This is a genomic window from Streptomyces violaceusniger Tu 4113, assembly GCF_000147815.2.
GTDB classification, from domain to species: domain Bacteria; phylum Actinomycetota; class Actinomycetes; order Streptomycetales; family Streptomycetaceae; genus Streptomyces; species Streptomyces violaceusniger_A.
Genome location: NC_015957.1, coordinates 7,071,026 through 7,094,200 on the forward strand (window position 1 = coordinate 7,071,026; position 23,175 = coordinate 7,094,200).

Consider the following 23,175-nt stretch of genomic DNA (forward strand, 5'->3'; position numbering starts at 1 on the left):
GGCGCGGCTACTCGAACCGTGCCGTGTCGCCCGCCCCCCGGCGTACGATCTCGGCCTCGCCGCTGGAGAAGTCGATGACCGTGGTCGGCTCGGTGCCGCAGTCCCCCGAGTCGACGACGGCGTCCACCACATGGTCGAGCCGTTCCTTGATCTCCCAGCCCTGCGTCATCGGCTCGTCCTCGTCGGGCAGCAGCAGGGTGCTGGAGAGCAGTGGCTCACCGAGCTCGGCGAGCAGTGCCTGGGTGACGACATGGTCGGGGATCCGGACGCCGACCGTCTTCTTCTTCGGATGCGGAAGCTGACGCGGTACGTCCTTCGTCGCCGGGAGGATGAAGGTGTAACTGCCGGGCGTCGCCGCTTTGATCGCGCGGAACACATCCTTGTCGATGTGCACGAACTGGCCGAGCTGCGCGAAGTTCTGGCACATCAGGGTGAAGTGGTGACGGTCGTCGAGCTTGCGAATCGACCGGATTTGATTAATTCCGTCGCGATTGCCCATCTGGCATCCCAGCGCGAAGCAGGAGTCCGTCGGATAGGCGACCAGCCCGCCGGAGCGGATCCTGTCCGCCACATTGCTGATGGTGCGCTGCTGAGGGTTATCGGGATGCACATCGAAATACTTCGCCATCCACCGAGCCTACGTGCACCGACGGTGCGCCTCGACCTCGGTGGCCTGATCGGCGGCGCCGCGATGGCCGGGCGGCGCTCGCGGCGATGGTGGCCTAGACCGTATGGAGGTCGAGACCCGCGGCCGGGCTCGTGTCGGCCAGGTCGGCGTTGCCGGCGTCGGATGAGCGCGGGCCGTGCGGGTGCAGCAGCGGGACGACGCCCACCGAGCGGCCGTCCTCGTCCAGCAACCGGCCCATGTGCTTGACCGTGCGCAGGACCAGCGAACGGTCGTCGATGGTCAGACGGGGCAGCCGCCGGGAGAGGTGAGCCTCGAAGGCGTGCACATCGCTCAGGCCGCGCAGCCAGACGTCGACCACCAGATTGTGCGGGCCCGCGATGATCGCGCACGCGCGGACCTCGCGGAAGCCGGACAGCACACGGCTCGTCTCCTCCAGGTGCTGGGCCGGTACGGACGCGAAGTACACCGCGGACTGCGGCCATCCGAACGGCGAGCGGGCGAGGTCGCAGCGCAGGCTCACCTGCGACGGAAGCAGCGACTGGAGTCTGCGCCGCACCGTGGTGAGGCCCACGTCGGCGGCCGCCGCCAGCTTGCGCATCGACATGCGGCCGTCGGCGCTGAGCAGTTCCAGGAGCCGCGTGTCCAGGGCGTCCCAGCCCACGGCGGTATCGTCCGCCGGCCGGGCCGACGGGGGCAGGGCCGCGTCGATGCGGGCGCACTGGTCGCTGTCCAGGCTGCGGAGCCGCCATCGGCTGCCCTCTGTCGGCATGCCGGTGGATATGTGTGCTCGGGTCGCCCGTACCCCGGGTGTCCCCTGGAACAGCCGTGTGGTGAGGCGGAGCAGTTCGTTCAGGTCCCGGACCTGCACCTCGGCGATCACATCGCGGCCGCCCGCCGTGAGCTTGACGTTGACCACCGCGTGGTCCGCCGCCAGGGCCCGGGCGATGTTCGCCGCGGCGCCGGGGTCCGTGTCGACCTCGATGACGCCGGTCGCCACGAGCCGCGAATTGGCCAGCCGCGGATGTGCGGTCACCCAGGCGAGCCCCGCGTCCTCCAGGCGCTGCCAGCGCCGCGCCGCCGTCACCGGGTCGACTCCGAGCACCTCACCGACGAGCGTCCAGGGGGCTCGGGGGTGGATCTGGAGGGCGTGCACGATGCCGCGGTCGAGTTCGTCCAGTTCCGGCGCGGCGCGATCCTGCGCGGTTTGAGGAGGCGCGTTCCTGCGGGTTTCCCGGGAATCGCGGCTCAAAGTTGCATCGCGACGTGGGCCTTTCCTCAGCATTCCACACTCCATTCACTGTTCCTGAGATTCGAGGAGTGATTCCGCCCGCCATGACGGATGCCACGACGCACGAGACCGCCAGGACCGCACTGCGCGTACACCATGCCAGGCTCATCGACGGCACGGGTGCCTCCCCCGTGGACGACGCCGTCGTCACCGTCGACGCCGAGGGAACCATCACCTACGCCGGACCCGCCGCGACCGCGCCTTCGGGGCCCGAGGGCGCGTCCCCGGTCCGGGACGTCGACGCGGGCGGCCGGACCGTGCTGCCCGGCTTCTTCGACTGCCATGTCCATCTCGCGTACGCCCACCGGGCCCACCCCGGACGCCATGGCGAACTCGATCCGGTGCTGGTCACCTACGACACGGCCACGCGGCTGCGGCAGACCCTCGACGCGGGCATCACCACCGCCCGTGACCTGGGCGGGCTGTCCGCGGGCTACCGAACGGCGGTGGAGACCGGACGCATCGTGGGCCCGCGGCTGCACACGGCCGTGCGGATCATCGGCCACACCGGCGGCCACGCCGACTTCCGGCTGCTCGACGGCACCGACCTCACCGGCGGTGAGATGGCCGACCTCGCCGACACCGTGGACGAGGCCCGCCTGGCCGTACGCAAAGTGCTGCGCGCGGGCGCCGACGTGATCAAAATCTGCGCCACCGGCGGTATGGCGAGCCCGTACGACCAGCCCGAGGACGAGGGACTTCTGGAAGAGGAGATCCGCGCCGTCGTGGACGAGGCGCGGCGGCACGGCGGCACGCCGGTCGCCGCCCACGCCCAGGGCACCGCGGGCATCATCAACGCCATCCGCGGCGGTGTCACCAGCATCGAGCACGGCTACGGGCTGGACGAGCGGGCGCTGGAGATGGCGGGTGAGCGCGGCGTCTTCGTCGTACCGACGCTGTCCGCCGCGTTCACGAGCATCGACAAGAACACGATGCCGGAGTACCAGTACCAGAAGAAGACCCGCTGGGCCGGTATCACCAAGGAGAACATCTCCCGTGCCATTGAGCGCGGCGCCCGCGTCGCGCTCGGCACGGACGCGGCCATCGCCCCGCACGGTGTGAACCTCAAAGAGCTCGGCCACCTGGTGAACCTCGGCATGGACCCCATGGCGGCCATCGTGGCCGGTACCCGTACGTCCGCCGAACTCCTCGGCCTGGCCGACCGGCTCGGCACCCTTGTCCCCGGCCGCACCGCCGACCTGATCATCTGTGACGGCGATCCGCTCACGGACATCGGCATCCTCGGCGACCCCGCCCACGTCGTCTGCGTCGTCCAGGACGGTGTGGTCCGCAAGGACCTGCTGTCCCCGGCCGGCACCCCGGCCACCCCAGCCGCCCCGGCCGTAAGGCAGCCATGATGTCCTCATTGCACAGCCTCCCCACCCCGGACCATCAGACCCCGGGCAGTCAGGCCGCGGACGGGAAGACCCCGCAGGACCCGCGGCCCACCGGGCTCGACCGGCTGCTCTCGCTGATCGAGCGGGCGGGCAACACGCTGCCCAACCCCGTCGTCCTGTTCGCCGCGCTCTTCGCCCTGCTGGCCGTCATCTCCACCGTGCTCGACCTCGCCGACGTGTCCGCCACGGTGCCGGGCACGGCGGAGACCAAGCACATCACCGGTCTGCTCACCGGCGAAGGACTGCGCTGGCTGCTGGAGAACCTGGTCCTCAACTTCGCCACCTTCCCGCCCATCGGCACGGTTCTGACACTGTTCATGGTCGTCGGTCTGGCGGAGAAGACCGGCCTGCTGAACACCCTGATGCGGGCCACACTGGCCCGCGCCCCCAAGGCCGTACTGCCATACGCGCTGGCGCTCTTCGCCTGCCAGGCGCATGTGATGACCGATGTCGCCGCGCTCGTCTTCCCGCCGCTGGCGGCCATGGTCTTCAAGAGCGCGGGCCGCCACCCCGTGGCAGGTCTCATCGGCGCCTTCGCCTGTGTCAGCGCGGGGTACGCCGCCGGATTCACCGTCGGCTCGCTCGACGCCACCTACGTCGGCATCACCCAGCAGGCGGCCTCGGCACTCCCCGGCGGCGACGGGCTGCACATCCATCTGCTCATCAACTACTTCTTCACCGCGGCCAGCAGCATCGTGCTCGGCCTGCTCGGCGGCTTCCTCATCAGCCGTGTGATCGAACCGCGCCTCGGGCCCTACCAGGTGGCCGAGGGCGAGCCCGAGCCCGAGGACCTGACCCTCACCCCCGCCCAGCGCCGGGGCCTGCTGTACACCGGGCTCGTCATCGCCGCCTACCTGGCGGCGGTCCTCGCCCTGTGGCTGCCCTCCGGAGCCCCACTGCGCGGCGAGGGCGGAGCCTTGCTGCCGTCCCCGGTCCTCACCGGAATGGTCCCGATCGTGTTCTGCGGCTTCCTCCTGGCGGCCGTCACCTATGCCATGGCGGCCAGGACCCTCACCAGCGCCGGAGAAATGATCACGGCCGTCTCCGACTCGCTGAAGACCATGTCCGGCTACCTCGTGATGATGTTCGTGGCGGCGCAGGTCATCGCGCTCTTCAACTGGTCCAACGTCGGCATCCTGCTGGCCGTGAAGGCCGCCGCGTCCCTCAACTCCATCGGGCTCACGGGCTTCTGGGTCATCGTGGCATTCGTCCTGCTGACCGCCTGCCTCAACCTCTTCATCGTCTCCGGCTCCGCCCTGTGGTCCCTGGCCGGCCCCATCTTCGTCCCGGCGTTCATGCTGCTCGGGATGAGTCCCGCGCTCAGCCAGGCGGCCTTCCGCATCGGGGACTCCGCCACCGGCATCCTCACGCCGATGAACCCGTACCTCTTCCTGATCCTCGGCATGCTCCGCCAGTACGAACCCGAGGCCCGGCTCGGCACTCTCATCGCCCGCCTCGCGGTCTTCGCCGTGCCGTTCCTGGTGGTGTGGCTGGCGATCCTGGGCGTCTTCTACGGGTTCGGTCTGCCCCTGGGGCCCGGTGCGCACATCGGCATGAAGTGACCGCGCACGCGACTCCGCGACACGGTCGGCCCTCGGGACACTCCATTGCGCGTGGCCGGTCACCCCCACGCCCCTTCCCCCGCCAAGCACGGCTCGGTGGGAAGCATGGCGCCTCCGTCATCGGTCGGGCTGGGATGCTACGGCCATCTCGCCCCGACTGTCACGGATCCGGACCGCTCAGCGGACCGGCCGGCGCACGTTCCGCTGCCCCCCACAGATCAGGAGAGAACTGAATGACCACGCTGGCCACGATGGACGCACTGGACCAGGCGGACCTGGTACGGCGGGGCGAGGTCTCCCCGCGAGAACTCGTCGAGGCTGCCATCGAACGCATCGAGGCAACCGACCCCCAGATCAACGCGATCACACACCGGCGGTACGAGCGGGCGCTCGCGGAGGCGGACCGGGTGCGCCGGGACACCCCGTTCGCGGGAGTGCCCACGCTGACGAAGGCCCTCAACGAAAGCGAAGGCGACCCGGCCAACTTCGGGTGCGCGTGGGTGGCCGGGCACGGTCGCGTGGCGCGGGAGGACGCCGTGGTCAACCGGCGGCTGAAGGAGGCGGGCTTCGTCGTCGTCGGCCAGACCTCGGCGCCGGAGTTCGGCCTGCTCTCGGTCAGTGAGAGCCGAGTGCACGGTGTGACGCGGAACCCGTGGCGTACCGATATCACCCCGGGTGGTTCATCAGGTGGCGCGTCGGCCTCGGTCGCCGCGGGCATGGTGCCGGTGGCGCAGGGCGGCGACGGCGGCGGCTCGATCCGGATGCCGGCCGCGTTCTGCCACCTGGTCGGCCTGAAGCCCAGCGTGGGGCGCGTCAGCGCGGGTCCGGGCAAGTCCAGCAGGTGGGGGCATAGCGTCCCGGCCGTTGTCACCCGGACCGTGCGCGACACGGCGGCGGTGCTCGACGCGGTGAGCGGTGGCGCGCCCGGAGACCTGGGCGGCCCCGCGCCGCTTCCGCCGGGCGGCCTGGCCGCGGTGGTCGGCCGTGATCCGGGGCGGCTGCGGGTCGGTGTCCTCGCCCATGCGCCCGACCACGCGCCCCAGGTGGCGGATGAGGTGCGGGACGCCGTTCTCGACACGGCCCGGATACTCGAGCGGCTCGGCCACGAGGTCGAGGAGGCGTATCCGGCACGCATGCTGGAACCCCGGTGCCTCACCGCGTTCTTCGACGCGCTGAGTGTCACCGCGGTGCAGAGCGTGGAGGCGCTGACCAGGGAACTCGGCGAGGAGCCCGGCCCCGACGACCTCGACCCCGTCACCTGGCTCTGGGTGCGGCGCGGGCGGGAGATCTCCGGGCTGGAGCTCGCCGACGCCCTGGCCTGGCAGAACGGGCTCCGGGCCGCCATGGCCCACTGGTGGCAGGAGTTCGACCTGCTGCTGAGTCCGGTGTTCGCCACACCGCCCAAGCCGGTGGGGTGGCCGTGGCGGGAACCGGACGGCCTCCAGAAGTCTGTGGACGTGCTCACCTTCACCGCACCGTTCAACACCACCGGCCAGCCCGCGATCGCGGTACCGGCGACGCTGACCGAGTCCGGCGAGCCCATCGGCATCCAGCTCGCGGCGGCTTACGGACGGGAGGACCTGCTGGTGTGCGTGGCCGCGCAGTTGGAGGCGGAGCGCCCCTGGGCGTCACATCGGCCACAGGTGTTCCCCGCCGAGGGGATGTAGTAGTCCTCGGCGGGGCGGTTCAGTCCGCCAGGGCCCGGCGGTAGACCGCTGGATCGACGTTGCCGCCCGACGCCACGAGCGCCACGGTCCTGCCCCGTACGTCCACCTTCCCGGACAGCAGTGCCGCCAGGGACGCGGCGGCCCCCGGCTCCACCACGATCTTGAGGAGCCGGTGGGCCGTGCCCATGGCGGCCAGGACCTCCTCGTCGGTGACGGTCAGGCCGGTCACGTCGTGGTGGCGGAGGACGGCCAGGGGGCGCGCACCGGCCACCGGGCCGGAGATGGCGTCCATGAGGCCACCGGGCGGGTGGGGGTTGGCGCATACGCGGCCGGTCGCCAGGGACCGCGCCATCTTGTCGAAGCCCGCCGGTTCGACGATGTGGTGCGTCATGCCGGGGAACGCGTGGTCGAGCGCGGTGATCACACCGGAGGCCAGCCCGCCGCCACTGCAGTTCACCAGGACCGCGTCCGGAGGCAGGCCCAGCCCGCGCGCCTGCTCGGCGACCTCCAGGCCGACGGTGCCCTGCCCGGCCATGACCCTGACGTCGTCGAAGGGCGGGATCAGCGTCATGCCGCGGTCCTGAAGGATCTTCCGGGCGACCTCTTCCCGGTCCTCGGTCCGCGGGTCGTACAGGACCGTCTCGGCGCCCCACCAGCGGCAGTTGTCGACCTTGATGCGCGGGGCGTCATGCGGCATGACGATGACCGCGGGGCAACCGGCGAGCCGTGCCGCCGCGGCCACGCCCTGTCCGTGGTTGCCTGCGGAGTAGGCCACGATCCCGGCGCGGCGCGCCTCCTCGTCCAGGGTGAGCAGGGCGTTGAGCGCCCCGCGCACCTTGAACGAGCCGGTGAGCTGGAGGCATTCGGCCTTGACCAGGACGCGGGCGCCGACGAGCTCGTCCAGCATCGGAGAGGTGAGCAGAGGTGTCCGGACCACATGACCGGACAGGCGCCGCGCCGCCTCGTGAATGGTGTCGATGCCGAAGCCGGGCACGATGCCGTCCGCGACGGCCGCCGCCTTCGCTTCCGGGGGCTCGGGCGGACGCGGCCCCCGCTCCCCGGGCCGGTCGTGGATCTCGGACAACGGTGGGTGTCCTCTCGCGTGGTCGGTGCGGGGTCCCGCATCGGGCAGGGTACGCGCGTTGTCCCGTCCGTCGGTGTCGTCAGGGTACGAACGCGCGGCGCACGGTGGCGGCCAGGCTGTCGCGGTGGCGCTGCCGGTCGGCGGCGGGATCGGCCGTTGTCGCGGCGTAGGTGAGGCTGGCCGGTGACCAGGTCATGGCCAGGGCGATGACCATGGAGTGGATGTCCTCCGCCGGGAGGTCGCGGGTCACCTGCCCGGCTTCCTGGGCGCGGCTGATCGCCTGGATCTTCGGCTCCTCATCGGAGGCGCTGAACAGGTGGCCGGAGGGCGTGCGCTCCAGGCGTGCCCAGATGGCGAGACGGACCAGTTGGGGGCCGGCCAGGTAGGCGTCGTACAGCCGCACCGCGTAGCCGGGCAGGTCATCCGGGGTCAGGGGCACGGTGTCGAGGATGGAGTCGACCTGGTCGGTCAGGACCGCGTCGAACAGGTCTTCCTTGCTGCCGTGGTAGGCGTACATCTGCGCCTTGCTCACCTTGGCGTCGGCCGAGATGCGGTCGACGCGCGCCCCGGCGATGCCGTGAGCCGCGAACTCGGCGGCGGCCGCGTCCAGGAGCCGCCGCCTACTGGCTTGTGCCTTGTCCATGCTCCCCATCCTAAACGAACCAGTTTGTTTGCGGTGCCGCATGCGACGCGTTACGGTTCCCGAGAAAAACGAACCAGTTCGTTTCTCGTGAAGTTGACCAAGCCCGCCACGATCCGCCCCGAGAGCGCCCCACCGCCTCCGTGGGACACACGGCCACGTGTCCGCCCCCGATCCCTACGCAGGAGCACCGCAAGTGAGCATTTCCATCAATCGCCTGTCCGGTACCGTCGCCCTCGTCACCGGCGCCAGCAGCGGAATAGGCGAGGCCACCGCCCGCACCCTGGCCGGTCATGGGGCCACCGTCGCCCTGGCCGCCCGCCGCGCGGACCGCCTGGACGCCATCGCCGCCGACATCCGCGCCGCCGGGGGCGCGGCCCACCCCTTCCCCGCCGACATCACCGCCGAGGGGGAAGCCGCCGCACTCACCGAGCGCGTCACCACACAGTTGGGACGCCTCGACACGCTGGTCAACGCGGCCGGCATCATGCTCGTCGGCCCCGCCGCCGACGCCCCGCTCAGCGAGTGGCAGCGCAACGTCGACCTCAACGTCTCCGCCCTCCTCCAGCTCACCCATGCCGCCCTGCCGCATCTGACCGCGGCCGCACAGGACTCCCCGCGCGGCGTGGCCGACCTGGTCAACATCAGCTCCGTCGCCGGACGCCAGGCCATCGGCGGCGCCTCCGTCTACTCCGCCACCAAATTCGCCGTCACCGCGTTCAGCGAGGCACTGCGCCAGGAACTCACCCAGCAGCACGTGCGCGTCAGCTCCGTCGAGCCCGGCGCCGTGGCGACCGAGCTCACCGACCACATCCGCGACGGCATCCGCGAGATGAACCAGGACTGGTACGCCTCCATGGAGACCCTCCAGCCCGACGACGTGGCCGACGCCGTCGCCTACATCGTCACCCGCCCCCGCCACGTCGCCCTCAACCAGCTCCTCCTCCGCCCCACCGAACAGAGCTGAGACACGCCGCCGGGCAGGCCGCCACGGCCGGCCGGCCCAGCGGTTGCGTCAGGCGGGCGGCCAGGTTCGCAGGGCCATGTCGGCCACCTGCTGCAGGTCGTCGCGGGTGGCGCCGCCGACGGCCTGGACGGCGATGCCGTTCGCCACGGTCATGAGGTAGCGGGCGAGCAGTCCGGGATCGGTGTCCGGGGGCAGGTCGCCTTCGTCGACGGCCCGTTGGAACCGGTCGCGGAGGTCCGAGATGGCCTCGTCGCGCCAGGCGACGAGGGCGTCGCGGGCGTTGCGCCCAGGGGCGCCGGCGGCGAGGGAGCCCTGGACGCCGAGGCATCCGGTGGGGCAGCCGGGGCGGGTGGTGGCCCGGACGGAGCCGCCCAGGAACGCGGTGGCCACCTGCCGGGCGGTCGGCTCCCGCATGGCCCGGGCCGCATACGACGCGGGGCCTTCGGTATAGCGCTCCAGCGCCCTGCGGAACAGATCCTCCTTGTTGCCGAAGGCCGCGTACATGCTGGTGCGGGTGATGCCCATGGCGCTGGTCAGGTCGGTGAGGCTGGCACCTTCGTAGCCCTGTTCCCAGAAGACCCGCATGGCCCGTTCGAGGGCCTCGTCGGCGTCGAATCCCCTCGGTCGGCCGATCGACGCCTTCTCGTGCGTATCCATGTCCCCCAGTCTATCTCTTCCGCACCGATCGGTACGGAAGTGCTATGGTCTTATTCAGTACCGATCGGTACTGAAGTTTTGGGGAGGTCATTCGCATGGGACAGCTCGAGGGCAAGACCGCCGTCGTGACCGGAGGCGGCACCGGCATCGGCCTGGCCACCGCCGTACGGCTGGCCGACGAGGGCGCGCACGTGTTCATCACCGGCCGGCGCAAGACCCAGTTGGACGCGGCCGTGGAGACCATCGGCTCGGCGAGGGCCACCGCGGTGGCGGGCGACATCTCGAACCTCGCCGACCTGGACCGGCTGTACGACACGGTCCGCGCCTGGGGCCGGGGTTTGGACGTACTGTTCGCCAACGCCGCCGCCGCGTCGTTCGCGACGCTGGAGCAGATCACCGAGGAGCACTTCGACCAGACCTTCGACGTCAATGTGCGGGGCACGCTGTTCACCGTGCAGAAGGCACTGCCGCTGCTCAACGACGGCGCCTCGGTGATCCTCAACTCCTCGGTGCGCGCCGATGACGGTGTCACGGCGTTCGGCACCTATGCGGCCTCCAAGGCAGCGCTCCGGTCCTTCTCCCGGACCTGGGCCAACGAGCTCAAGGACCGGAACATCCGGGTCAACGCGGTCTCCCCGGGCACCATCGACACTCCTGGGCTCGATGGCGTGGTCGCCACGGCGGACGCGCCCGTCACCAAGTCGCAATTCGCGGCGGGTGTCCCGCTCGGCCGGATCGGGCGCGCGGACGAGGTGGCCAACGCGGTGGCCTTCCTCGCCTCCGAGCAGAGCAGCTTCATCCTCGGCGCCAACCTGTACGTCGACGGGGGCGAGAACCAGTTCTGACCGCCGCCGGCTGTCCCGTCATGTCAGCGGGCGGGGCAGCCTGTCCGGCCGACACGGATGTCGCGGCGGTGTGCACACCCTTCGGCCCGACCGGCCGTATACGTCTGCGGATGTGCATCGGCCCGAGCAGCCACAGCAGGAGAAACCAGAACAGCGCGGCGGCGCCGCTGATGAGAGCGGGAATGGTGCCGATCGCCATATCCATGATCAGCGTCATGGCGGTGCTGAGCGCCAGGGCGAGAAACGCCATCCCCGCTATCAGGCAGCGATGGGCGGAATCGACCAGGGCGTCCCTGGCGTGGTCGCCCCGGACGAGCCGGTGCAGGGCGGCGGGCGCGAGCAGCGTACCGGCCGCGCCGAGCGCGCAGCCGAGCGCGGCACAGTAGGTCCACTGCTGAAACGCGGTCGGCTGCGCGAACTTCGGGGTCACCCCGAGGGTCAGCAGGGACGCGAAGAGGATCTGAATGCCGCACTGGGCGATGCGCACCTCCTGAAGGATCTCGGCGTACCTGCGGTGGAGCCGCTCGGTGTGCCGCTCGGTGTGCCGCTGGGTGACCGTCGGCCGCTGGTCGGTGTGGTGGGCGGGCGCGCTGCGCGGCTGGGGCTGGTCCTGGTGCGCCACGAGGGGCTCGGAGCGGGGCAGCGGCATCGTGCTGGTCACCACGGCGCCCTGCTTCGTCTGGGGCGCGTGCCGGTGTCCCGGTTCGAACCACCCCTTGTGCTCGGCGGGTTCGAGCCACCCCTCGTGCTCGCCGTCCGGTGCGCGGTACTGCATCTCCTGCATCGCATTCGCCTCCCTGAGCGGATACCCGTGACGCGAACGCGTCGGGTCCGTGAACGGCGGGGATCTCGGTTGGCTCACGGTATGTGTGGGCCCGAGCTGCCGCTCTGTTCCGGTGCACAGCCTCTGGCGGGGCTGATTGTGCAGGGCGCGTTCGCCTGCCGTTCAACCCCCGTTCTCACTTGAGTCCAGGTGTTCTCAAGCCGACGGCCACGGGCTGTTCACGCAGTGGAAATCCCTCGCTACCCTCCCGACACATGTCGGCAGATTCCCGCACCGCCTTTACGGCGGTGGCCCATCGCATGCTCAGCCAGGTCCCGGAACTCAGCCGCCGCATCGTGGGGCAGATCGTCGCGCAGGAGCCGATGTACCAGTCGATCGGCGCCGTACCGCTGGAGATCCTCGCCGCATCGGTGCAGGAGAACCTGCGGGCGATCCTGGAGTCCCTGGCGGGAGTCGAGCGCCCGCCGGAGGAGGAACTGGCGGTGGGGCGCACCACCGGACGCCGCCGGGCCCAGCAAGGGGTGCCGCTGGAGGCGGTGTTACGCGCCTACCGGCTCGCCACCGAGCTGGTGCTCAATTCGCTGCTGGCCGAGGTCGAGGGCCGCTCCCACACCGAACTGACGGAATTCCTCCAAGTCACCACGGCCGTGATGAACGTCATGGACCGTCACTCCGAGGCCGTCGTCCAGGGCTACCGCACCACCGAGGCCGAACTGCAGCGCCGGGACGCTCAGCGCCGGCAGGCCACCTTCGACGCCCTTCTGGAAGGCCGCGGCGGCGACCCCCAACTGGCCGCCGAGGCACTGGAGATCCTCGGCCTGCCGGCCACCGGCCCGTACGCCGTGGCCGTGGCGACCTTCGACATCGCCGCCCACCACACCTTCAGTGCCGCCCGCGACGCCTGCGACGCCTACTCCTTCCCAGCCGCCTGGCGCATCCGCGGCGACCGCGAGATCGGCCTGGTGGCACTCGGTCACTCCAGCGTGCCCCGGCTGATCAGGGCGCTCAACCGCAACCCGTCCGGCCGGATCGGCGTCTCCGACCCCTTCGACGCGATGCACGAACTGCCCGAGGCCCACCGTTCGGCCGATGTCGCCCTGCAGACCGTGCGGCACGAGGGCGACGAGGTGGCGTGGATCGCCGAACGCCTGCCCGAGGCCCTGGTCATCTCCAGCCCGGCCCTCGCCGAGCGGCTGACCAGGCGCGCCCTGGGCGCGGTGCTCGACCTGCCGGACGACGAGCGGGAGGTGCTGCTCAAGACGCTGACGATCTGGTACCGGAGCGGCCGCTCCGCCGCGCGTGCCGCCGGCGTGCTGTACTCCCACCGCAATACCATCCTCAACCGGCTGCGCCGCATCGAGCAGCTCAGCGGCAGCTCGCTGGAGGACCACCGCTTCCTCCTGGCCGGCCATCTCGGGCTGCTCACGCTGGACCTGCTGCCGAGTACGTAGCGCGCATCAGGAGACGACGGCCACTCAGCCCCCGGCCCGTGACTCCTCCCTGACGCCGCCCGCGGCCGGACCCGAGGCGCGGAAAGTGCGCCGGTACGCCGACGGGGCGACCCCCGCCTCCGCCGCCAGGTGCCGCCGCAGCGAGGTTGCGGTGGCGAAGCCGACCTCGTGGGCGACCCGTTCCACCGGCAGATCGCTGGATTCCAGCAGATGCCGTGCCCGCCGCAGCCGCTGCTGGGTCAGCCAGCGGCCGGGGCTCAGACCGGTCTCCTCCCGGAAGCGCCGGGCGAAGGTACGGGTACTCATCGCCGCGTGCGCGGCCAGTTCGTCCAGCGACAAAGGCAGTTCCAGCCGCCGCAGCGCCCAGTCGCGGGTGGGCCCGGTGCCGGTTTCGCTCGCCGGCGGCAGCGGCCGCTCGATGTACTGCGCCTGCCCGCCGTCCCGGTACGGCGGCACGACGCAGCAACGGGCGACGTGGTTGGCCACCTCGCTGCCGTGGTCCTGGCGCACCAGATGCAGGCAGACGTCGACACCGCTCGCCGCCCCCGCGGAGGTCAGCACATCACCGTGGTCGACGAAGAGCACACCTGCGTCCAGCTCGACCCGGGGGAACAGCTCCTGGAAGTGGTCGGTGAGCGCCCAGTGGGTGGTGGCCCGGCGCCCGTCCAGGAGACCGGCGGCGGCCAGCAGGAAGGCACCGGTGCAGATGGACACCAGCCGGGTGCCGGGGCGGACGCGGGAGAGCGCGGCCAGGACCTGCGGGTCCGGGGCGGCGGCCGAGGCCCGGGTGATCGCGTACGGAGGGATGACCACGGTGTCCGCCTCGGCCAGCACCTCGGGACCGTGCCCGGGGGTGACGGTCAGATCCGAGTCGGTACGCACGGGCCGCCCGTCCACGCTCGCGGACAGCACCTCGTAGCGGCCGCCGGCGGAGCCCAGGACCCGGTGCGGAATGCCGAGTTCGAAGGGATAGACGCCGTCGAGGGCAAGGACGACGACCTTGTGGGCGCCGGGCCGCGGCTCCGGGCGCATCTGTCGGTCCAGTTCGGCCGCGCGGTCGGCGAGCTCACGGGCCCGGGAGGGCGCGGCGGACGCGGGGCGGGCGGTCGGAGTGGTGCGGGCGGTCGGAGTGGTGCGGGTGCCGGGAATGCGGTGGGCGGCAGGGTCGACGGTCATGGCAGGAATGTATCGGAGGCTGACCTTCTGGCCATCGCCCCGGCCCGGACCGTACGGCCAGGATCGAGCCATGACTTCGAGGGACACCCCTTCAACGGACACCCCTTCGGCTGACACCCCCGAGAACCCCGACTCCCCGGCCCCGGCAGCCGCCACGGACTCCCCGCACCCCGCCGCCCCAGGCGGCGCCCCCGTGATGCTCGCCCTGCACCAGACGGCCCTCGGCGGCCCCGAGGTCCTGCGGCTGACCGAGCTGCCGCGGCCCGCGCCCGGCCCCGGCGAGATCCTCGTCGCCGTACACGCCGCCGGGCTCAATCCCACGGACTTCAAGCACCGCGCCCTGAGCATCTTCCTGCCGCCCCCGCCGCTGACCCTCGGCTGGGACGTCTCCGGCACCGTGGTGGAGACCGGTTTCGGCGTCACCCTCTTCCAGCCCGGTGACGAGGTGTTCGGCATGCTGCCCTACCCGTACGGGGCGGGCTCCCACGCCGAGTACGTGACCGGCCCCACCCGCGCCTTCGCCGCCAAGCCCGCCGGGATCGACCACGTCCAGGCGGCGGCTCTGCCGCTGGCCGCGCTCACCGCCTGGCAGGCCCTCGTCGAGACCGCGGACCTGCGGGCCGGGCAGCGGGTGCTGATCCACGCCGCGGCCGGCGGTGTCGGCCATCTCGCCGTACAGCTCGCCAAGGAGCGCGGCGCGCATGTCACCGGGACGGCGAGCGCCCCCAAACACGACTTCCTGCGCGAACTCGGCGCGGATGCCTGCGTCGACCACCGCTCCGAGGACTTCACCGGCGCCGAGGAGCGCTACGACGTCGTCCTCGACGCCCTCGGCGGGGAGACCGCCACCCGTTCGGTGAGCGTGCTCCGCCCCGGCGGCGTCCTCGTCTCCCTGCTGCCGGGCGCCCAGGACACCCGGGCCGCGGCGGAGAAGGCACAGGTCCGCGCCGTCTCCCTGCTCGTCGAGCACGACCAGGCCGGGATGCGCGCCATCGCCGAGCTCGTCGACCGGGGCAGGCTCCGCGCCCATGTCTCCGGCACCTTCCCGCTCGCCGAGGGCGCCCGGGCCCATGTCCAGGGGGAGACGGGTCGCACCACGGGCAAGCTGGTCATCACCGTGCGCTGAGGCGGGATGCCCGGGGCCGTGCCGAGGCACAGGAGGGCGACCAACCGTGGCCCGTACGCACGGCGCCTCGCCGGCGAGGGCCCGTGCCCACCTCGCGACCGCCAAGGGTGGCACCCGCACATGGTCGGGACCAGCGGCGATGTCTGATTCTGGGCCCGTCGTAAGCCACGGCATCCACCGCTCGGCCTCAGGGGAGACGCCATGCTGAGTGTCGCCGCCATCCTCGGCGATTCCGCCCGTCGCCATCCGCACCGCCTCGCGATCGTCGAGGGCGACATCCGGCTGGCCCGGCACCCGGCCATCGCCGAGGTGTCGGTCGTCGGAGTGCCCGACGACGTCAAGGGCGAGGAGGTGTGCGCCGCGGTGGTGCTGCGGGCCGACCTGCGCGTCCCGTCCGCCGAGGAGGTCATCGCCTGGTCCCGGGAACGGCTCGGCGGGCACAAGTACCCGCGCAAGGTGGTCTTCATGACCGCCCTGCCCCTCGGCCCCACCGGCAAGGTTTCCAAGCGCGAGCTGCGCAAGACCTGCTCCTGACGCCTGGAGCGGGTGGGGGAGCGGGCCGCCGGGTGCATCCCGGCGGCCCGCTCCCCCACCCGCGCAGCACATCTCCAGGCCCGCGCCACCTCGGCGGCCAGTCGCGCCGCTTCCCGCGCACAGCCCCAGGACAGGGTGAATCCCGAGCCGCCGTGCCCGTAGTTGTGCACCAGGCGGGTGCCGGTCCCGGCCTCCAGGCAGACGTTTCCGCGCCGTGCGGGCCGCAACCCCACCCGTACCGGCGCCAGTTGTGGCACGGCCGTGCGCAGCGCGGGCAGGAACTCCTGGCAGCGCCGCACCATGTCCTGCACCGGCGCATGGCGGAAGGGCAGATGCGTCGGCCACTCGTTGGCCTGTACGAGGCCGCCCAGCACCACGCAGTGGTCGCCGCGCGGGACGACGAAGACCATGTTCTGGTCGCCACGCGAGGCGTCGAACGCCATCGCGTGCGCGCTGGTGATCCGCGGCATGGCCTTGCCGTGGTCGCGCACATGGAAAAGGGGGCCGCGCAGCGGGTACAGGGTGGTGTCGCCGGACGATGTGCGGCGGCGCCTCGTCCGTCCTGGGCGCTTTTCCTAATCGTCGAGTACCCGGACGCACGCCCATCCGGCGGAGAAGCAGCCTTAGGGTTTGTCTCATGGCCAGTGCTCGCTCCTCCTTGTCCCGTGACCGCCGCCGCGCCGAAATGCGGGAGTTCCTGCGCAGCCGCAGGGCGCGGGTCTCACCGGCCGATGTCGGTATGCCGGAAGGCGGTCGGCGGCGCACCCCGGGGCTGCGGCGCGAGGAGGTCGCGGTGCTCTCCGGGGTCGGGGTGTCGTGGTACACGTGGCTGGAGCAGGGGCGCGACATCACGGTGTCCGAGGAGGTCATCGACGCCATCGCCCGCGCGCTGCTGCTGAACGCGGCCGAACGCGGGCACCTGTACCGGCTGGCCGGGCTCAACCCGCCGCGGGACGCGCCCGCGCCCGCCGTGCCCACCTCGCCCGAGCTGCGACGGCTGCTCGACTCCTGGCTGCCACGGCCCGGCTATGTCCGCGACCGCCACTGGAATTTCACCGCGGTCAACGACATGGCCCGGGAGGTGTTCGGCTACGGCGAGACCGACCACAACTGCCTGGTCTCGTTCTTCACCAACGCCCGCTACCGGACGCTGCACCGGCACTGGGCCGAGACCGCGCCCCAGGTGGCCGCCGGCTTCCGGGCCGATGCGGCACACTATCCGGACGATCCGGAATTCGATCGCATCGCCGGCGACCTGGCCGCGGTCAGTCCGGAGTTCGCGGAGCTGTGGGCGCGCCACGACGTGGCCGAGCACACCAGTGCGGTGAAGGCGGTCGACCACGCCACGGCCGGGACCCTGGTCTTCGACGCCACGCTGCTGCCGCTGCCCGAGCACCCCGGGCACCATCTGATCCTGCACAACCCCCGCCCGGGCACCGACACCCGGCAGCGGCTGGAGGAGCTGATGCGGCGGCGCAGCCTGGTGGTGGCACACCCAGGATGAACGGACACTGCCCGGCCCCCTGACCAAGCGGCAGCATCACTGCCATGAACAGCGATGACACACAGATGAAGGCAGTGACCATCCCCGAGTTCGGCGACGCCGGGGTGCTCCGCGCCGACACGGTGCCGATCCCTGTCCCGGGGCCGGGCCAGGTCGCCATCGACGTGGCCTACGCGGGTGCGAACTTCGCCGAGGTCCTCTACCGGCGCGGCGTGGTCGATGTGCCGCTGCCCTTCGTACCGGGCATCGAGGTCGCCGGATACGTCCGCGCCGTTGGCGAGGGCGTCGAGGATCTGTGGCCCGGTCGGCCGGTGGCCGCCTTGACGATCGTCGATTCCGGCGGCTACGCCGAGGTGGCGGTCACCTCGGCGGACCTGGTCGCCCCGCTGGACGGCCTGGATATCGGAATGGGCACGGCCGCGGCTCTGCCGTCCAACAGCACCACCGCCTTCCTGGTGCTCGACCGGGTCGCCCGCATCGCTCCCGGCGAGAGCGTCCTGGTGCACGCCGCCGCCGGCGGCGTAGGGAGCCAACTCGGCCAGGCCGCCCGTCTGCTGGGCGCGGGCCGCGTGGTCGGCACGGTCGGAAGCGCCTCCAAGATCGACACCGCCAAGGGCTTCGGCTACGACGAGGTGATCCTCCGTGACCGGCTCGCCGACGCCGGCCGGTTCGACATCGTCGTCGACATGGTCGGCGGCTCCACCCGCCGAGCGAGCCTGGACCGGCTGGCCTCCATGGGCCGCCTGGTGATCATGGGCAATGCCTCGGGCGCCCAGGACGTCGGCGTCCCGGCCAACGAACTGTGGTTCACCAACAGGACGGTCTCCGGCTTCAATCTGGCCGCCTTCGCCGCCGCCCACCCCGACGAGGCGGGCCGGGCGCTGCGCCGTGCGGTGGAGGCGGTGGCCAAGGGAGAGCTGCGGGTACAGGTTGAGGCTCTGCCGCTGGAGCGAGTCGCCGAAGCGCACCGCCGGATCGAGGCGGGGGCGACCACGGGCAAGCTGGTACTGGACGTCGCGGCGCTATGACGTGGTCGCGGCGCTATGACGTGGTCGCGGCGCTATGACGTGGTCGCGGCGCGCCGGAATTCGCTGGGGTTGGCGCCTCGGACGCGTTTGAACGCCGCGCTGAATCCGAACGGGTCGGAGTAGCCGACGGTGCGGGCGATGTCCGCGATGGTCGCGGCCTTCCGCTCGACCAGGAGGTCTGCGGCGAGCGTCATGCGCCAGCGGGTGAGGTAGGTCAGCGGGGGTTCGCCGACCAGGTCGGCGAACCGCTTGGCCAGCGTCGAACGCGACACCCCGATGTGCTCGGCCAGGGCGGCGACCGTCCATGGTGCCGCCGGTTCGGCGTGCAGCAGGCGCAGCGCGCCGCCGACCACCGGGTCCCGCTGGGCGGCCCACCAGGCCGGGGGCTCGCCGCCGGGCCGGTCGAACCACTCGCGCAGCGTGCAGACCATCATCCAGTCCAGCAGCCGGTCGAGTACGACCTGCTGGCCCGGTGTGTCGACGGCGACCTCGGCGGCGAGGTGGTCCAGCACGGGGTCGCCCGTGCCCCCCGCGTCCACACGCAGCACGACGGGCAGCGCGTCCAGCAGTCGGCGGCTGATCTCGCCGCGCACGGGATAGGCGCCGACGATCAGGGTCGTGGCAGCACGGCCGTGACCGGTGTCCCCGCCGGGGCCGTGACCGGTGTCCCCGCCGGAGTCGTTCCAGCCGCGCCGGTGCCGGGTCCCGCCCTGCTCGGGCGTCGCGCAGTGCTCGCCGCATGCGATCGGTTCGGCCCGGGTGCCGACCTCGTCGACGAAGGTGAACGTGGCGGGGCCGCGCACGACGACCGTCTCGCGGGCGCGCAGCGGCTCGGGCGGACCGTGCTCCGGCACGATCCAGCCCGCCCCGGTGAGGACGGTGCACAGGGTGAGCGGCGCGCCGTCCACGAAGTGCAGTGCCCAGGGCGGGGACAGGGTCGAGCTGCCGAACAACGAGCCATGGGCTCGCACCCCGCGGATCAGGTCACTGAAGGCGTCCACCTCAGCGATTTTAGACGCATACACAGGTGGTCCAGCTTTTTGCCTATGGGTTCGTCCGAGTCGGCCATGTTCAATCGGTCTCATGAGCAACGACACCACTCTCGTCCTCGGCGCGACCGGCAAGACGGGTCGGCGGATCCTCGCCCGGTTGCGGCTGCACGGCACACCGGTGCGGGCCGCCTCCCGATCGAGCCGGACCCGGTTCGACTGGTCCGACCCCGGCGGCTGGGACGCGGCCCTGCGGGGCATCGCCGTCGCCTATCTGGTGGCCCCGCGCGTGCCGGGCCCGGTGCACGAGTTCGTGGCCCGGGCCGAGGCCGCCGGAGTGCGGCGGCTGGTCCTGCTCTCCGGGCGCGGCTCCGACACCTGGGGCGACTCCACGTTCGGCCTTGACATGCGCTCGGCCGAGGATGCCGTACGCGGCTCGGCGCTGGAGTGGACCGTCCTGCGGCCGTCGAACTTCGCCCAGAACTTCGACGAGGACGTCTTCCACGCCCCGCTGATCGCCGGGGAGCTGGCGCTCCCGGCCGGCAAGGTTCCCGAGCCGTTCATCGACGCGGAGGACGTCGCCGACGCCGCGGCCGCGGTGTTGACCGAGACCGACCGGCACGCCGGACGGATCTACGAGCTGACCGGACCGCGTGCGCTCACCTTCGGCGAGGCCGTCCGGCTGATCTCCCGGGCGTCCGGGCGGCCCATCGCCTACCGGCAGGTCTCCCCCGCCGAGTACACCGCGGCGCTGGTCGAGGAGGGCGTGGGCGAGGAGGACGCCCACCACGTGGCCGAGATGTTCGTACTGATGGAACGCGGGCTGCTGGCCGGGACGACGGATGACCTCGCCACCGTCCTGGGACGGGCGCCCCGGACCTTTGAGGACTACGTCGTGCGGGCCGCGGCGGCGGGAGCCTGGGGGCGATGACCGCCCGGCGGCGGCCGAGCTGCCTGGCCATCGCCCTGGGATCACACGATCAGAACGAGCCGACGCCTCGTTCAACGACCTCGAAACCATTCCCCCTCACCCATCGGAAGGGCCGTGATGAGCACCGACGCCACTTCGCTGACCACCCAGGACCTCGAGTTCCTCCGGCGCCCCCTGTACGGGTTCCTGTCCGTGGCCGGGGGGCCGCTTCCGCCACAGCCCCGGCCGGTGTGGTTCGAGGCCACCGCCGAGGGCACGATCCAGCTCTTCACGGGCCCGGACACGCTCAAAGTGCGGCGCCTGCGCCGCGACCCCCGCGCCTCGATCGTGGTCGCCGCCCCGGTGGGCGAACGCGAGCGCTGGCTGTGGGTGGCCGGCCGCACCACGGTGGAAACCGACGGAGCACACGACCTGGCCGCCCGGCTGGCCGCGCGCTACTGGGACCTCGACGACGACCCGGCCCGCGCCGACGACCTCGCCGGGATCCTGGCCGAGGACTGGGTCCGTCTCGTCATCCACCCGGAGACCGTGCGCCGCTACGCGTTCTGACCTCCGCGACAACCTCTTCGAGTGCGCCGCCGCCCCGGTCAATAGAACTCGACGGTGTTCACGCGGTTGAGCAACTCGTGCCCGTCGAGGAGCCGGGTGGTGTTGGTGGCGAAGAGTTCGGCGATGCGGCGGTCCTCCGCCGCGTCGAGCGCGGCGGTGTGCGGGCTCACCAGCACCCGGTCGTGGTCCCACAGCGGACTGTGCGCGGGCAGCGGTTCGGTCTCGAAGACGTCCAGCGCGGCGAAGCCGACCCGGCCGGAGTCGAGCGCGCCGATCAGCGCGGCCTCGTCGACGACGCTTCCGCGGCCGACGTTCACGAGACAGGCGCCGGGCCGAAGGGCGCCGAAGAACCGTTCGCCGAGGAGGTGCTCGGTGGCCTCGGTGCCGGGGAGGGTGTTCACGACGGCGTCCACGGTGGGAGCCACTTCGGTGATGTGGTCGGGGTGCACCACGGTGGAGACGCCGGTGACGGTGACGTCCCTCCTGCTCGTGCCGATGACCGTGGCCCCCAGCGCGTGGAGGGTCTCGGCGACGACCCGGCCGATCCCGCCGAGGCCGAGGACCAGCACCGTCTGCTGGTTCACCTGCCCCATTGTCCAGCGGCCGGTCCACTCCCGGTCGTCCTGCCGGCGCCGCAGTCGGGGAAGGTCCTTGGCACCCGCGAGCACGCCGAAGACGGCGAACTCGGCGAGCGGGCGCCCGTGCACACCGGCCGAGGTGGTGAACAGGACCCGGTCGAGCTCTTCGGCGCTCAGCCCGGCCGTCTTGACCTGGCCACCGCCGCCCGCGGCCATCGTGTGCACCCAGCGCAGCCGCGGGTTGGCCCGGACCGCCCGCGCCAGGGCGGCCGGGTCCAGGTCGGGGATGCCGTACAGGGCGTCGGCCGAGTCGATCGCCGCCTCGTAGGCGCGCTGCTGCTGGGGGCCGCGCCGCCAGGCCGGGTCGCCGGCGAAGTCGGCGGGCCAGCGCATCGGCGGGAGGAGGGAGTGGTCGACGACGAGGTCGATCCGCGGCTCCAACTCCCGGATGCGGGCGCAGTTCTCCTCGGACAGCGGGGCGGCGACCGCCACGCGGAGGCGGTCCGCCACGCGGCCCCAGCCGGTCATCTGGTCCCGGGCGGTCATCTGGTCCCGGGCGGTCATCTGGTCCCGGGCGGTCATCTGGTCCCGGGCGGTCAGCCGATCCTGCCCCGTCGTCTCGTCCCGGCCGCTCATCGGACGGCCTTGACCTGGTTCCGCAGCGTTTCGACCTCCGCGTCCAGCGCCGCCTCGCGGGCGACGATCTCCTCGACCGCCCTCAGCGCCTCATCGGCCCGGTGCGGCGGGATGACGATGACGCCGTCCCCGTCGGCGGCGACGATGTCTCCGGGGTTCACCACGACACCGCCGATGGCGACCGGTTCGCCGATCGTGCCCGGGCCGTTCTTGAACGGACCGGCGGGGGTGAGCCCGCGGGCGAAGACCGGGACCCCGAGCTCTCCGATGATCGCGGCGTCGCGCACATATCCGTCGACCACCGCCCCGGCGGCACCGTAGACGGCGAAGCGCTGGGCGAGGTTGTCGCCGATGATGGCGCGGCCGTCGTGGCCGAAGGCGTTGATGACCAGGATGTCACCGGGGCGGATGTGCTCGAGCGCCGCGATCACGGCCTTGTTGTCTCCCGCGACGGTGAGAATGGGAAGCGCCGTGCCGACGGCTTTGGCCCCGTTCCAGATGGGCGCGATGCCACCGTCGACGATGTTCAGCCGGTCGAGGGCATCCCCGAGGTTGGCCACGGAGTGGGCGCGGAACTGATCCAGCACCTGTCCCTCGACGCGTTCCCACGCGCTGCTCACGCGCACGTTGTCCTGGGTCATCGCAGGCTCCTTCACCGGGTCCGGTTCCGCCGGGCGGGGCGGTGGCGGTGCGGGCGTCGTGGGATCACCACGCCCCAAACGAGAAAGTGCGAAAGGTTTCGCGTTTCGCGAGAGTCAGTCTGCATCCATCCGTGACGCAAGACAAGAGGTGCCCAGCCCGCGAGATCAGCCCCTTCGGGACAGGTCGTACCCCGACACCACCATCGAAAGCACCCTCAAATCGCCGGGCGAACCCTGGAGTCCAAGGCGGAAGCGCGATGGAAGCGAAAGGTTAACGAGGGGGCAACACACATCCTTGACCACCCCAGAATGCGAATCTATTCTCATTCGCGGTTCACGTCGCAACTTGGCTCTGACGCCGCTCCGCGACCCTTCCGTCCTGCCTCACCTCTGGCCTCACTCAGGCGAGCGAGCACGGCCCGAGCGCCGTCATCGCCTTCCCATAGAACCCGTAGACCACGAAACGTCCAGGTGCGCCCCGGCCCAGGAGCGACCGCTGACAGCGACCCCGTT

At 71.7% G+C, this 23,175-nt stretch carries 22 protein-coding genes and 1 pseudogene; 12 read left to right on the forward strand and 11 right to left on the reverse strand.

Annotated elements, in window-relative coordinates; all coding sequences use genetic code 11:
• Positions 1–7: 7 nt before the first annotated feature.
• Complete coding sequence (locus STRVI_RS28770) at positions 8–628, reverse strand: L-threonylcarbamoyladenylate synthase (protein ID WP_014059140.1); 621 nt, start codon at positions 626–628, stop codon at positions 8–10.
• Positions 629–722: 94 nt separating this feature from the next.
• Positions 723–1,922 carry an Lrp/AsnC family transcriptional regulator gene (locus STRVI_RS28775; RefSeq protein WP_014059141.1) on the reverse strand — a complete coding sequence of 400 codons (1,200 nt, stop codon included), beginning with the start codon at positions 1,920–1,922 and terminating at the stop codon, positions 723–725.
• Positions 1,923–1,960: 38 nt separating this feature from the next.
• On the opposite strand from STRVI_RS28775, the gene STRVI_RS28780 reads away from it, so the two are divergent.
• From STRVI_RS28780 to STRVI_RS28790, 3 genes are all read left to right on the forward strand, one after another.
• Positions 1,961–3,274 carry a metal-dependent hydrolase family protein gene (locus STRVI_RS28780; protein ID WP_014059142.1) on the forward strand — a complete coding sequence of 438 codons (1,314 nt, stop codon included), beginning with the start codon at positions 1,961–1,963 and terminating at the stop codon, positions 3,272–3,274.
• Positions 3,274–4,875 (forward strand): AbgT family transporter, encoded by a 1,602-nt coding sequence (locus STRVI_RS28785; protein ID WP_106685732.1) that lies wholly within the window; start codon positions 3,274–3,276, stop codon positions 4,873–4,875. Before STRVI_RS28780 ends, STRVI_RS28785 begins: the two co-directional genes overlap by 1 nt.
• 233 nt (positions 4,876–5,108) lie before the next feature.
• On the forward strand, positions 5,109–6,542 hold the full coding sequence (locus STRVI_RS28790) for an amidase (protein ID WP_014059144.1): 1,434 nt from the start codon (positions 5,109–5,111) through the stop codon (positions 6,540–6,542).
• Between the two features lie 19 nt (positions 6,543–6,561).
• Here STRVI_RS28790 and STRVI_RS28795 read toward each other — a convergent pair whose 3' ends face one another.
• A complete protein-coding gene (locus STRVI_RS28795; RefSeq protein WP_014059145.1) occupies positions 6,562–7,626 on the reverse strand; it encodes a threonine ammonia-lyase in 1,065 nt (354 codons plus the stop codon).
• 79 nt (positions 7,627–7,705) lie between these two features.
• Complete coding sequence (locus STRVI_RS28800; RefSeq protein ID WP_014059146.1) at positions 7,706–8,269, reverse strand: TetR family transcriptional regulator; 564 nt, start codon at positions 8,267–8,269, stop codon at positions 7,706–7,708.
• 193 nt (positions 8,270–8,462) lie between these two features.
• On the opposite strand from STRVI_RS28800, the gene STRVI_RS28805 reads away from it, so the two are divergent.
• Positions 8,463–9,233 (forward strand): SDR family NAD(P)-dependent oxidoreductase, encoded by a 771-nt coding sequence (locus STRVI_RS28805; RefSeq protein WP_014059147.1) that lies wholly within the window; start codon positions 8,463–8,465, stop codon positions 9,231–9,233.
• Positions 9,234–9,281: 48 nt separating this feature from the next.
• Here the strand turns inward: STRVI_RS28805 and STRVI_RS28810 are convergent, their stop codons facing one another.
• Complete coding sequence (locus tag STRVI_RS28810) at positions 9,282–9,890, reverse strand: TetR/AcrR family transcriptional regulator (protein WP_014059148.1); 609 nt, start codon at positions 9,888–9,890, stop codon at positions 9,282–9,284.
• A 95-nt stretch (positions 9,891–9,985) separates the two neighbouring features.
• Here STRVI_RS28810 and STRVI_RS28815 point away from each other — a divergent pair, with 95 nt between their 5' ends.
• On the forward strand, positions 9,986–10,735 hold the full coding sequence (locus tag STRVI_RS28815) for an SDR family NAD(P)-dependent oxidoreductase (protein ID WP_014059149.1): 750 nt from the start codon (positions 9,986–9,988) through the stop codon (positions 10,733–10,735).
• Here the strand turns inward: STRVI_RS28815 and STRVI_RS46595 are convergent.
• Positions 10,686–11,519: a DUF6328 family protein gene (locus tag STRVI_RS46595; protein WP_014059150.1), complete on the reverse strand. Its 834-nt coding sequence runs from the start codon at positions 11,517–11,519 to the stop codon at positions 10,686–10,688. The two genes, STRVI_RS28815 and STRVI_RS46595, sit on opposite strands and share 50 nt — an antisense overlap.
• Positions 11,520–11,773: 254 nt before the next feature.
• On the opposite strand from STRVI_RS46595, the gene STRVI_RS28825 reads away from it, so the two are divergent.
• Complete coding sequence (locus tag STRVI_RS28825) at positions 11,774–12,970, forward strand: PucR family transcriptional regulator (RefSeq protein ID WP_014059151.1); 1,197 nt, start codon at positions 11,774–11,776, stop codon at positions 12,968–12,970.
• A 24-nt stretch (positions 12,971–12,994) separates the two neighbouring features.
• On the opposite strand, the gene STRVI_RS28830 is transcribed toward STRVI_RS28825, so the two are convergent.
• Positions 12,995–14,146 (reverse strand): GlxA family transcriptional regulator, encoded by a 1,152-nt coding sequence (locus STRVI_RS28830; protein ID WP_014059152.1) that lies wholly within the window; start codon positions 14,144–14,146, stop codon positions 12,995–12,997.
• A 70-nt stretch (positions 14,147–14,216) separates the two neighbouring features.
• On the opposite strand from STRVI_RS28830, the gene STRVI_RS28835 reads away from it, so the two are divergent.
• Positions 14,217–15,272, forward strand: a complete 1,056-nt coding sequence (locus STRVI_RS28835) for an NADP-dependent oxidoreductase (RefSeq protein ID WP_014059153.1) — start codon at positions 14,217–14,219, stop codon at positions 15,270–15,272.
• Between the two features lie 201 nt (positions 15,273–15,473).
• A complete protein-coding gene (locus tag STRVI_RS28840; RefSeq protein WP_014059154.1) occupies positions 15,474–15,806 on the forward strand; it encodes an AMP-binding enzyme in 333 nt (110 codons plus the stop codon).
• A 110-nt stretch (positions 15,807–15,916) separates the two neighbouring features.
• Here the strand turns inward: STRVI_RS28840 and STRVI_RS48815 are convergent.
• A pseudogene (locus tag STRVI_RS48815) lies at positions 15,917–16,327 on the reverse strand (FAD-dependent oxidoreductase); the annotation flags it as partial.
• A gap of 116 nt (positions 16,328–16,443) precedes the next feature.
• Between STRVI_RS48815 and STRVI_RS28845 the strand changes: the two are divergent.
• Together STRVI_RS28845 and STRVI_RS28850 are read left to right on the forward strand one after the other, a co-directional pair.
• Entirely contained in the window at positions 16,444–17,310 is an 867-nt protein-coding gene (locus STRVI_RS28845; RefSeq protein ID WP_014059155.1) for a helix-turn-helix transcriptional regulator, read from the forward strand.
• 44 nt (positions 17,311–17,354) lie between these two features.
• The gene (locus tag STRVI_RS28850) at positions 17,355–18,338 is read left to right on the forward strand and encodes a quinone oxidoreductase family protein (protein WP_014059156.1); all 984 of its coding nucleotides are present in this window, start codon (positions 17,355–17,357) and stop codon (positions 18,336–18,338) included.
• A 32-nt stretch (positions 18,339–18,370) separates the two neighbouring features.
• Here the strand turns inward: STRVI_RS28850 and STRVI_RS28855 are convergent, their stop codons facing one another.
• Complete coding sequence (locus STRVI_RS28855) at positions 18,371–19,339, reverse strand: AraC family transcriptional regulator (RefSeq protein ID WP_043236674.1); 969 nt, start codon at positions 19,337–19,339, stop codon at positions 18,371–18,373.
• Positions 19,340–19,421: 82 nt separating this feature from the next.
• Here STRVI_RS28855 and STRVI_RS28860 point away from each other — a divergent pair, with 82 nt between their 5' ends.
• Positions 19,422–20,258 carry an NAD(P)H-binding protein gene (locus tag STRVI_RS28860; RefSeq protein WP_014059158.1) on the forward strand — a complete coding sequence of 279 codons (837 nt, stop codon included), beginning with the start codon at positions 19,422–19,424 and terminating at the stop codon, positions 20,256–20,258.
• Positions 20,259–20,375: 117 nt separating this feature from the next.
• Positions 20,376–20,807, forward strand: a complete 432-nt coding sequence (locus STRVI_RS28865; protein ID WP_014059159.1) for a pyridoxamine 5'-phosphate oxidase family protein — start codon at positions 20,376–20,378, stop codon at positions 20,805–20,807.
• Between the two features lie 38 nt (positions 20,808–20,845).
• Here the strand turns inward: STRVI_RS28865 and STRVI_RS28870 are convergent, their stop codons facing one another.
• Both STRVI_RS28870 and STRVI_RS28875 read right to left on the reverse strand, forming a co-directional pair.
• Positions 20,846–22,021 carry a D-2-hydroxyacid dehydrogenase gene (locus STRVI_RS28870; protein WP_014059160.1) on the reverse strand — a complete coding sequence of 392 codons (1,176 nt, stop codon included), beginning with the start codon at positions 22,019–22,021 and terminating at the stop codon, positions 20,846–20,848.
• The gene (locus tag STRVI_RS28875) at positions 22,018–22,662 is read right to left on the reverse strand and encodes an RraA family protein (RefSeq protein WP_014059161.1); all 645 of its coding nucleotides are present in this window, start codon (positions 22,660–22,662) and stop codon (positions 22,018–22,020) included. Before STRVI_RS28875 ends, STRVI_RS28870 begins: the two co-directional genes overlap by 4 nt.
• Positions 22,663–23,175: the final 513 nt, after the last annotated feature.

Excerpts from the sequence above, each read along its gene's own strand:
- STRVI_RS28770 (WP_014059140.1), bottom strand. The coding sequence starts at position 628 with ATGGCGAAGTATTTCGATGTGCATCCCGATAACCCTCAGCAGCGCACC.
- STRVI_RS28775 (WP_014059141.1), bottom strand. The coding sequence starts at position 1,922 with ATGGAGTGTGGAATGCTGAGGAAAGGCCCACGTCGCGATGCAACTTTG.
- STRVI_RS28780 (WP_014059142.1), top strand. The coding sequence starts at position 1,961 with ATGACGGATGCCACGACGCACGAGACCGCCAGGACCGCACTGCGCGTA.
- STRVI_RS28785 (WP_106685732.1), top strand. The coding sequence starts at position 3,274 with ATGTCCTCATTGCACAGCCTCCCCACCCCGGACCATCAGACCCCGGGC.
- STRVI_RS28790 (WP_014059144.1), top strand. The coding sequence starts at position 5,109 with ATGACCACGCTGGCCACGATGGACGCACTGGACCAGGCGGACCTGGTA.
- STRVI_RS28800 (WP_014059146.1), bottom strand. The coding sequence starts at position 8,269 with ATGGACAAGGCACAAGCCAGTAGGCGGCGGCTCCTGGACGCGGCCGCC.
- STRVI_RS28810 (WP_014059148.1), bottom strand. The coding sequence starts at position 9,890 with ATGGATACGCACGAGAAGGCGTCGATCGGCCGACCGAGGGGATTCGAC.
- STRVI_RS28815 (WP_014059149.1), top strand. The coding sequence starts at position 9,986 with ATGGGACAGCTCGAGGGCAAGACCGCCGTCGTGACCGGAGGCGGCACC.
- STRVI_RS46595 (WP_014059150.1), bottom strand. The coding sequence starts at position 11,519 with ATGCAGGAGATGCAGTACCGCGCACCGGACGGCGAGCACGAGGGGTGG.
- STRVI_RS28825 (WP_014059151.1), top strand. The coding sequence starts at position 11,774 with ATGTCGGCAGATTCCCGCACCGCCTTTACGGCGGTGGCCCATCGCATG.
- STRVI_RS28830 (WP_014059152.1), bottom strand. The coding sequence starts at position 14,146 with ATGACCGTCGACCCTGCCGCCCACCGCATTCCCGGCACCCGCACCACT.
- STRVI_RS28835 (WP_014059153.1), top strand. The coding sequence starts at position 14,217 with ATGACTTCGAGGGACACCCCTTCAACGGACACCCCTTCGGCTGACACC.
- STRVI_RS28840 (WP_014059154.1), top strand. The coding sequence starts at position 15,474 with ATGCTGAGTGTCGCCGCCATCCTCGGCGATTCCGCCCGTCGCCATCCG.
- STRVI_RS28845 (WP_014059155.1), top strand. The coding sequence starts at position 16,444 with ATGGCCAGTGCTCGCTCCTCCTTGTCCCGTGACCGCCGCCGCGCCGAA.
- STRVI_RS28850 (WP_014059156.1), top strand. The coding sequence starts at position 17,355 with ATGAACAGCGATGACACACAGATGAAGGCAGTGACCATCCCCGAGTTC.
- STRVI_RS28860 (WP_014059158.1), top strand. The coding sequence starts at position 19,422 with ATGAGCAACGACACCACTCTCGTCCTCGGCGCGACCGGCAAGACGGGT.
- STRVI_RS28865 (WP_014059159.1), top strand. The coding sequence starts at position 20,376 with ATGAGCACCGACGCCACTTCGCTGACCACCCAGGACCTCGAGTTCCTC.
- STRVI_RS28870 (WP_014059160.1), bottom strand. The coding sequence starts at position 22,021 with ATGAGCGGCCGGGACGAGACGACGGGGCAGGATCGGCTGACCGCCCGG.
- STRVI_RS28875 (WP_014059161.1), bottom strand. The coding sequence starts at position 22,662 with ATGACCCAGGACAACGTGCGCGTGAGCAGCGCGTGGGAACGCGTCGAG.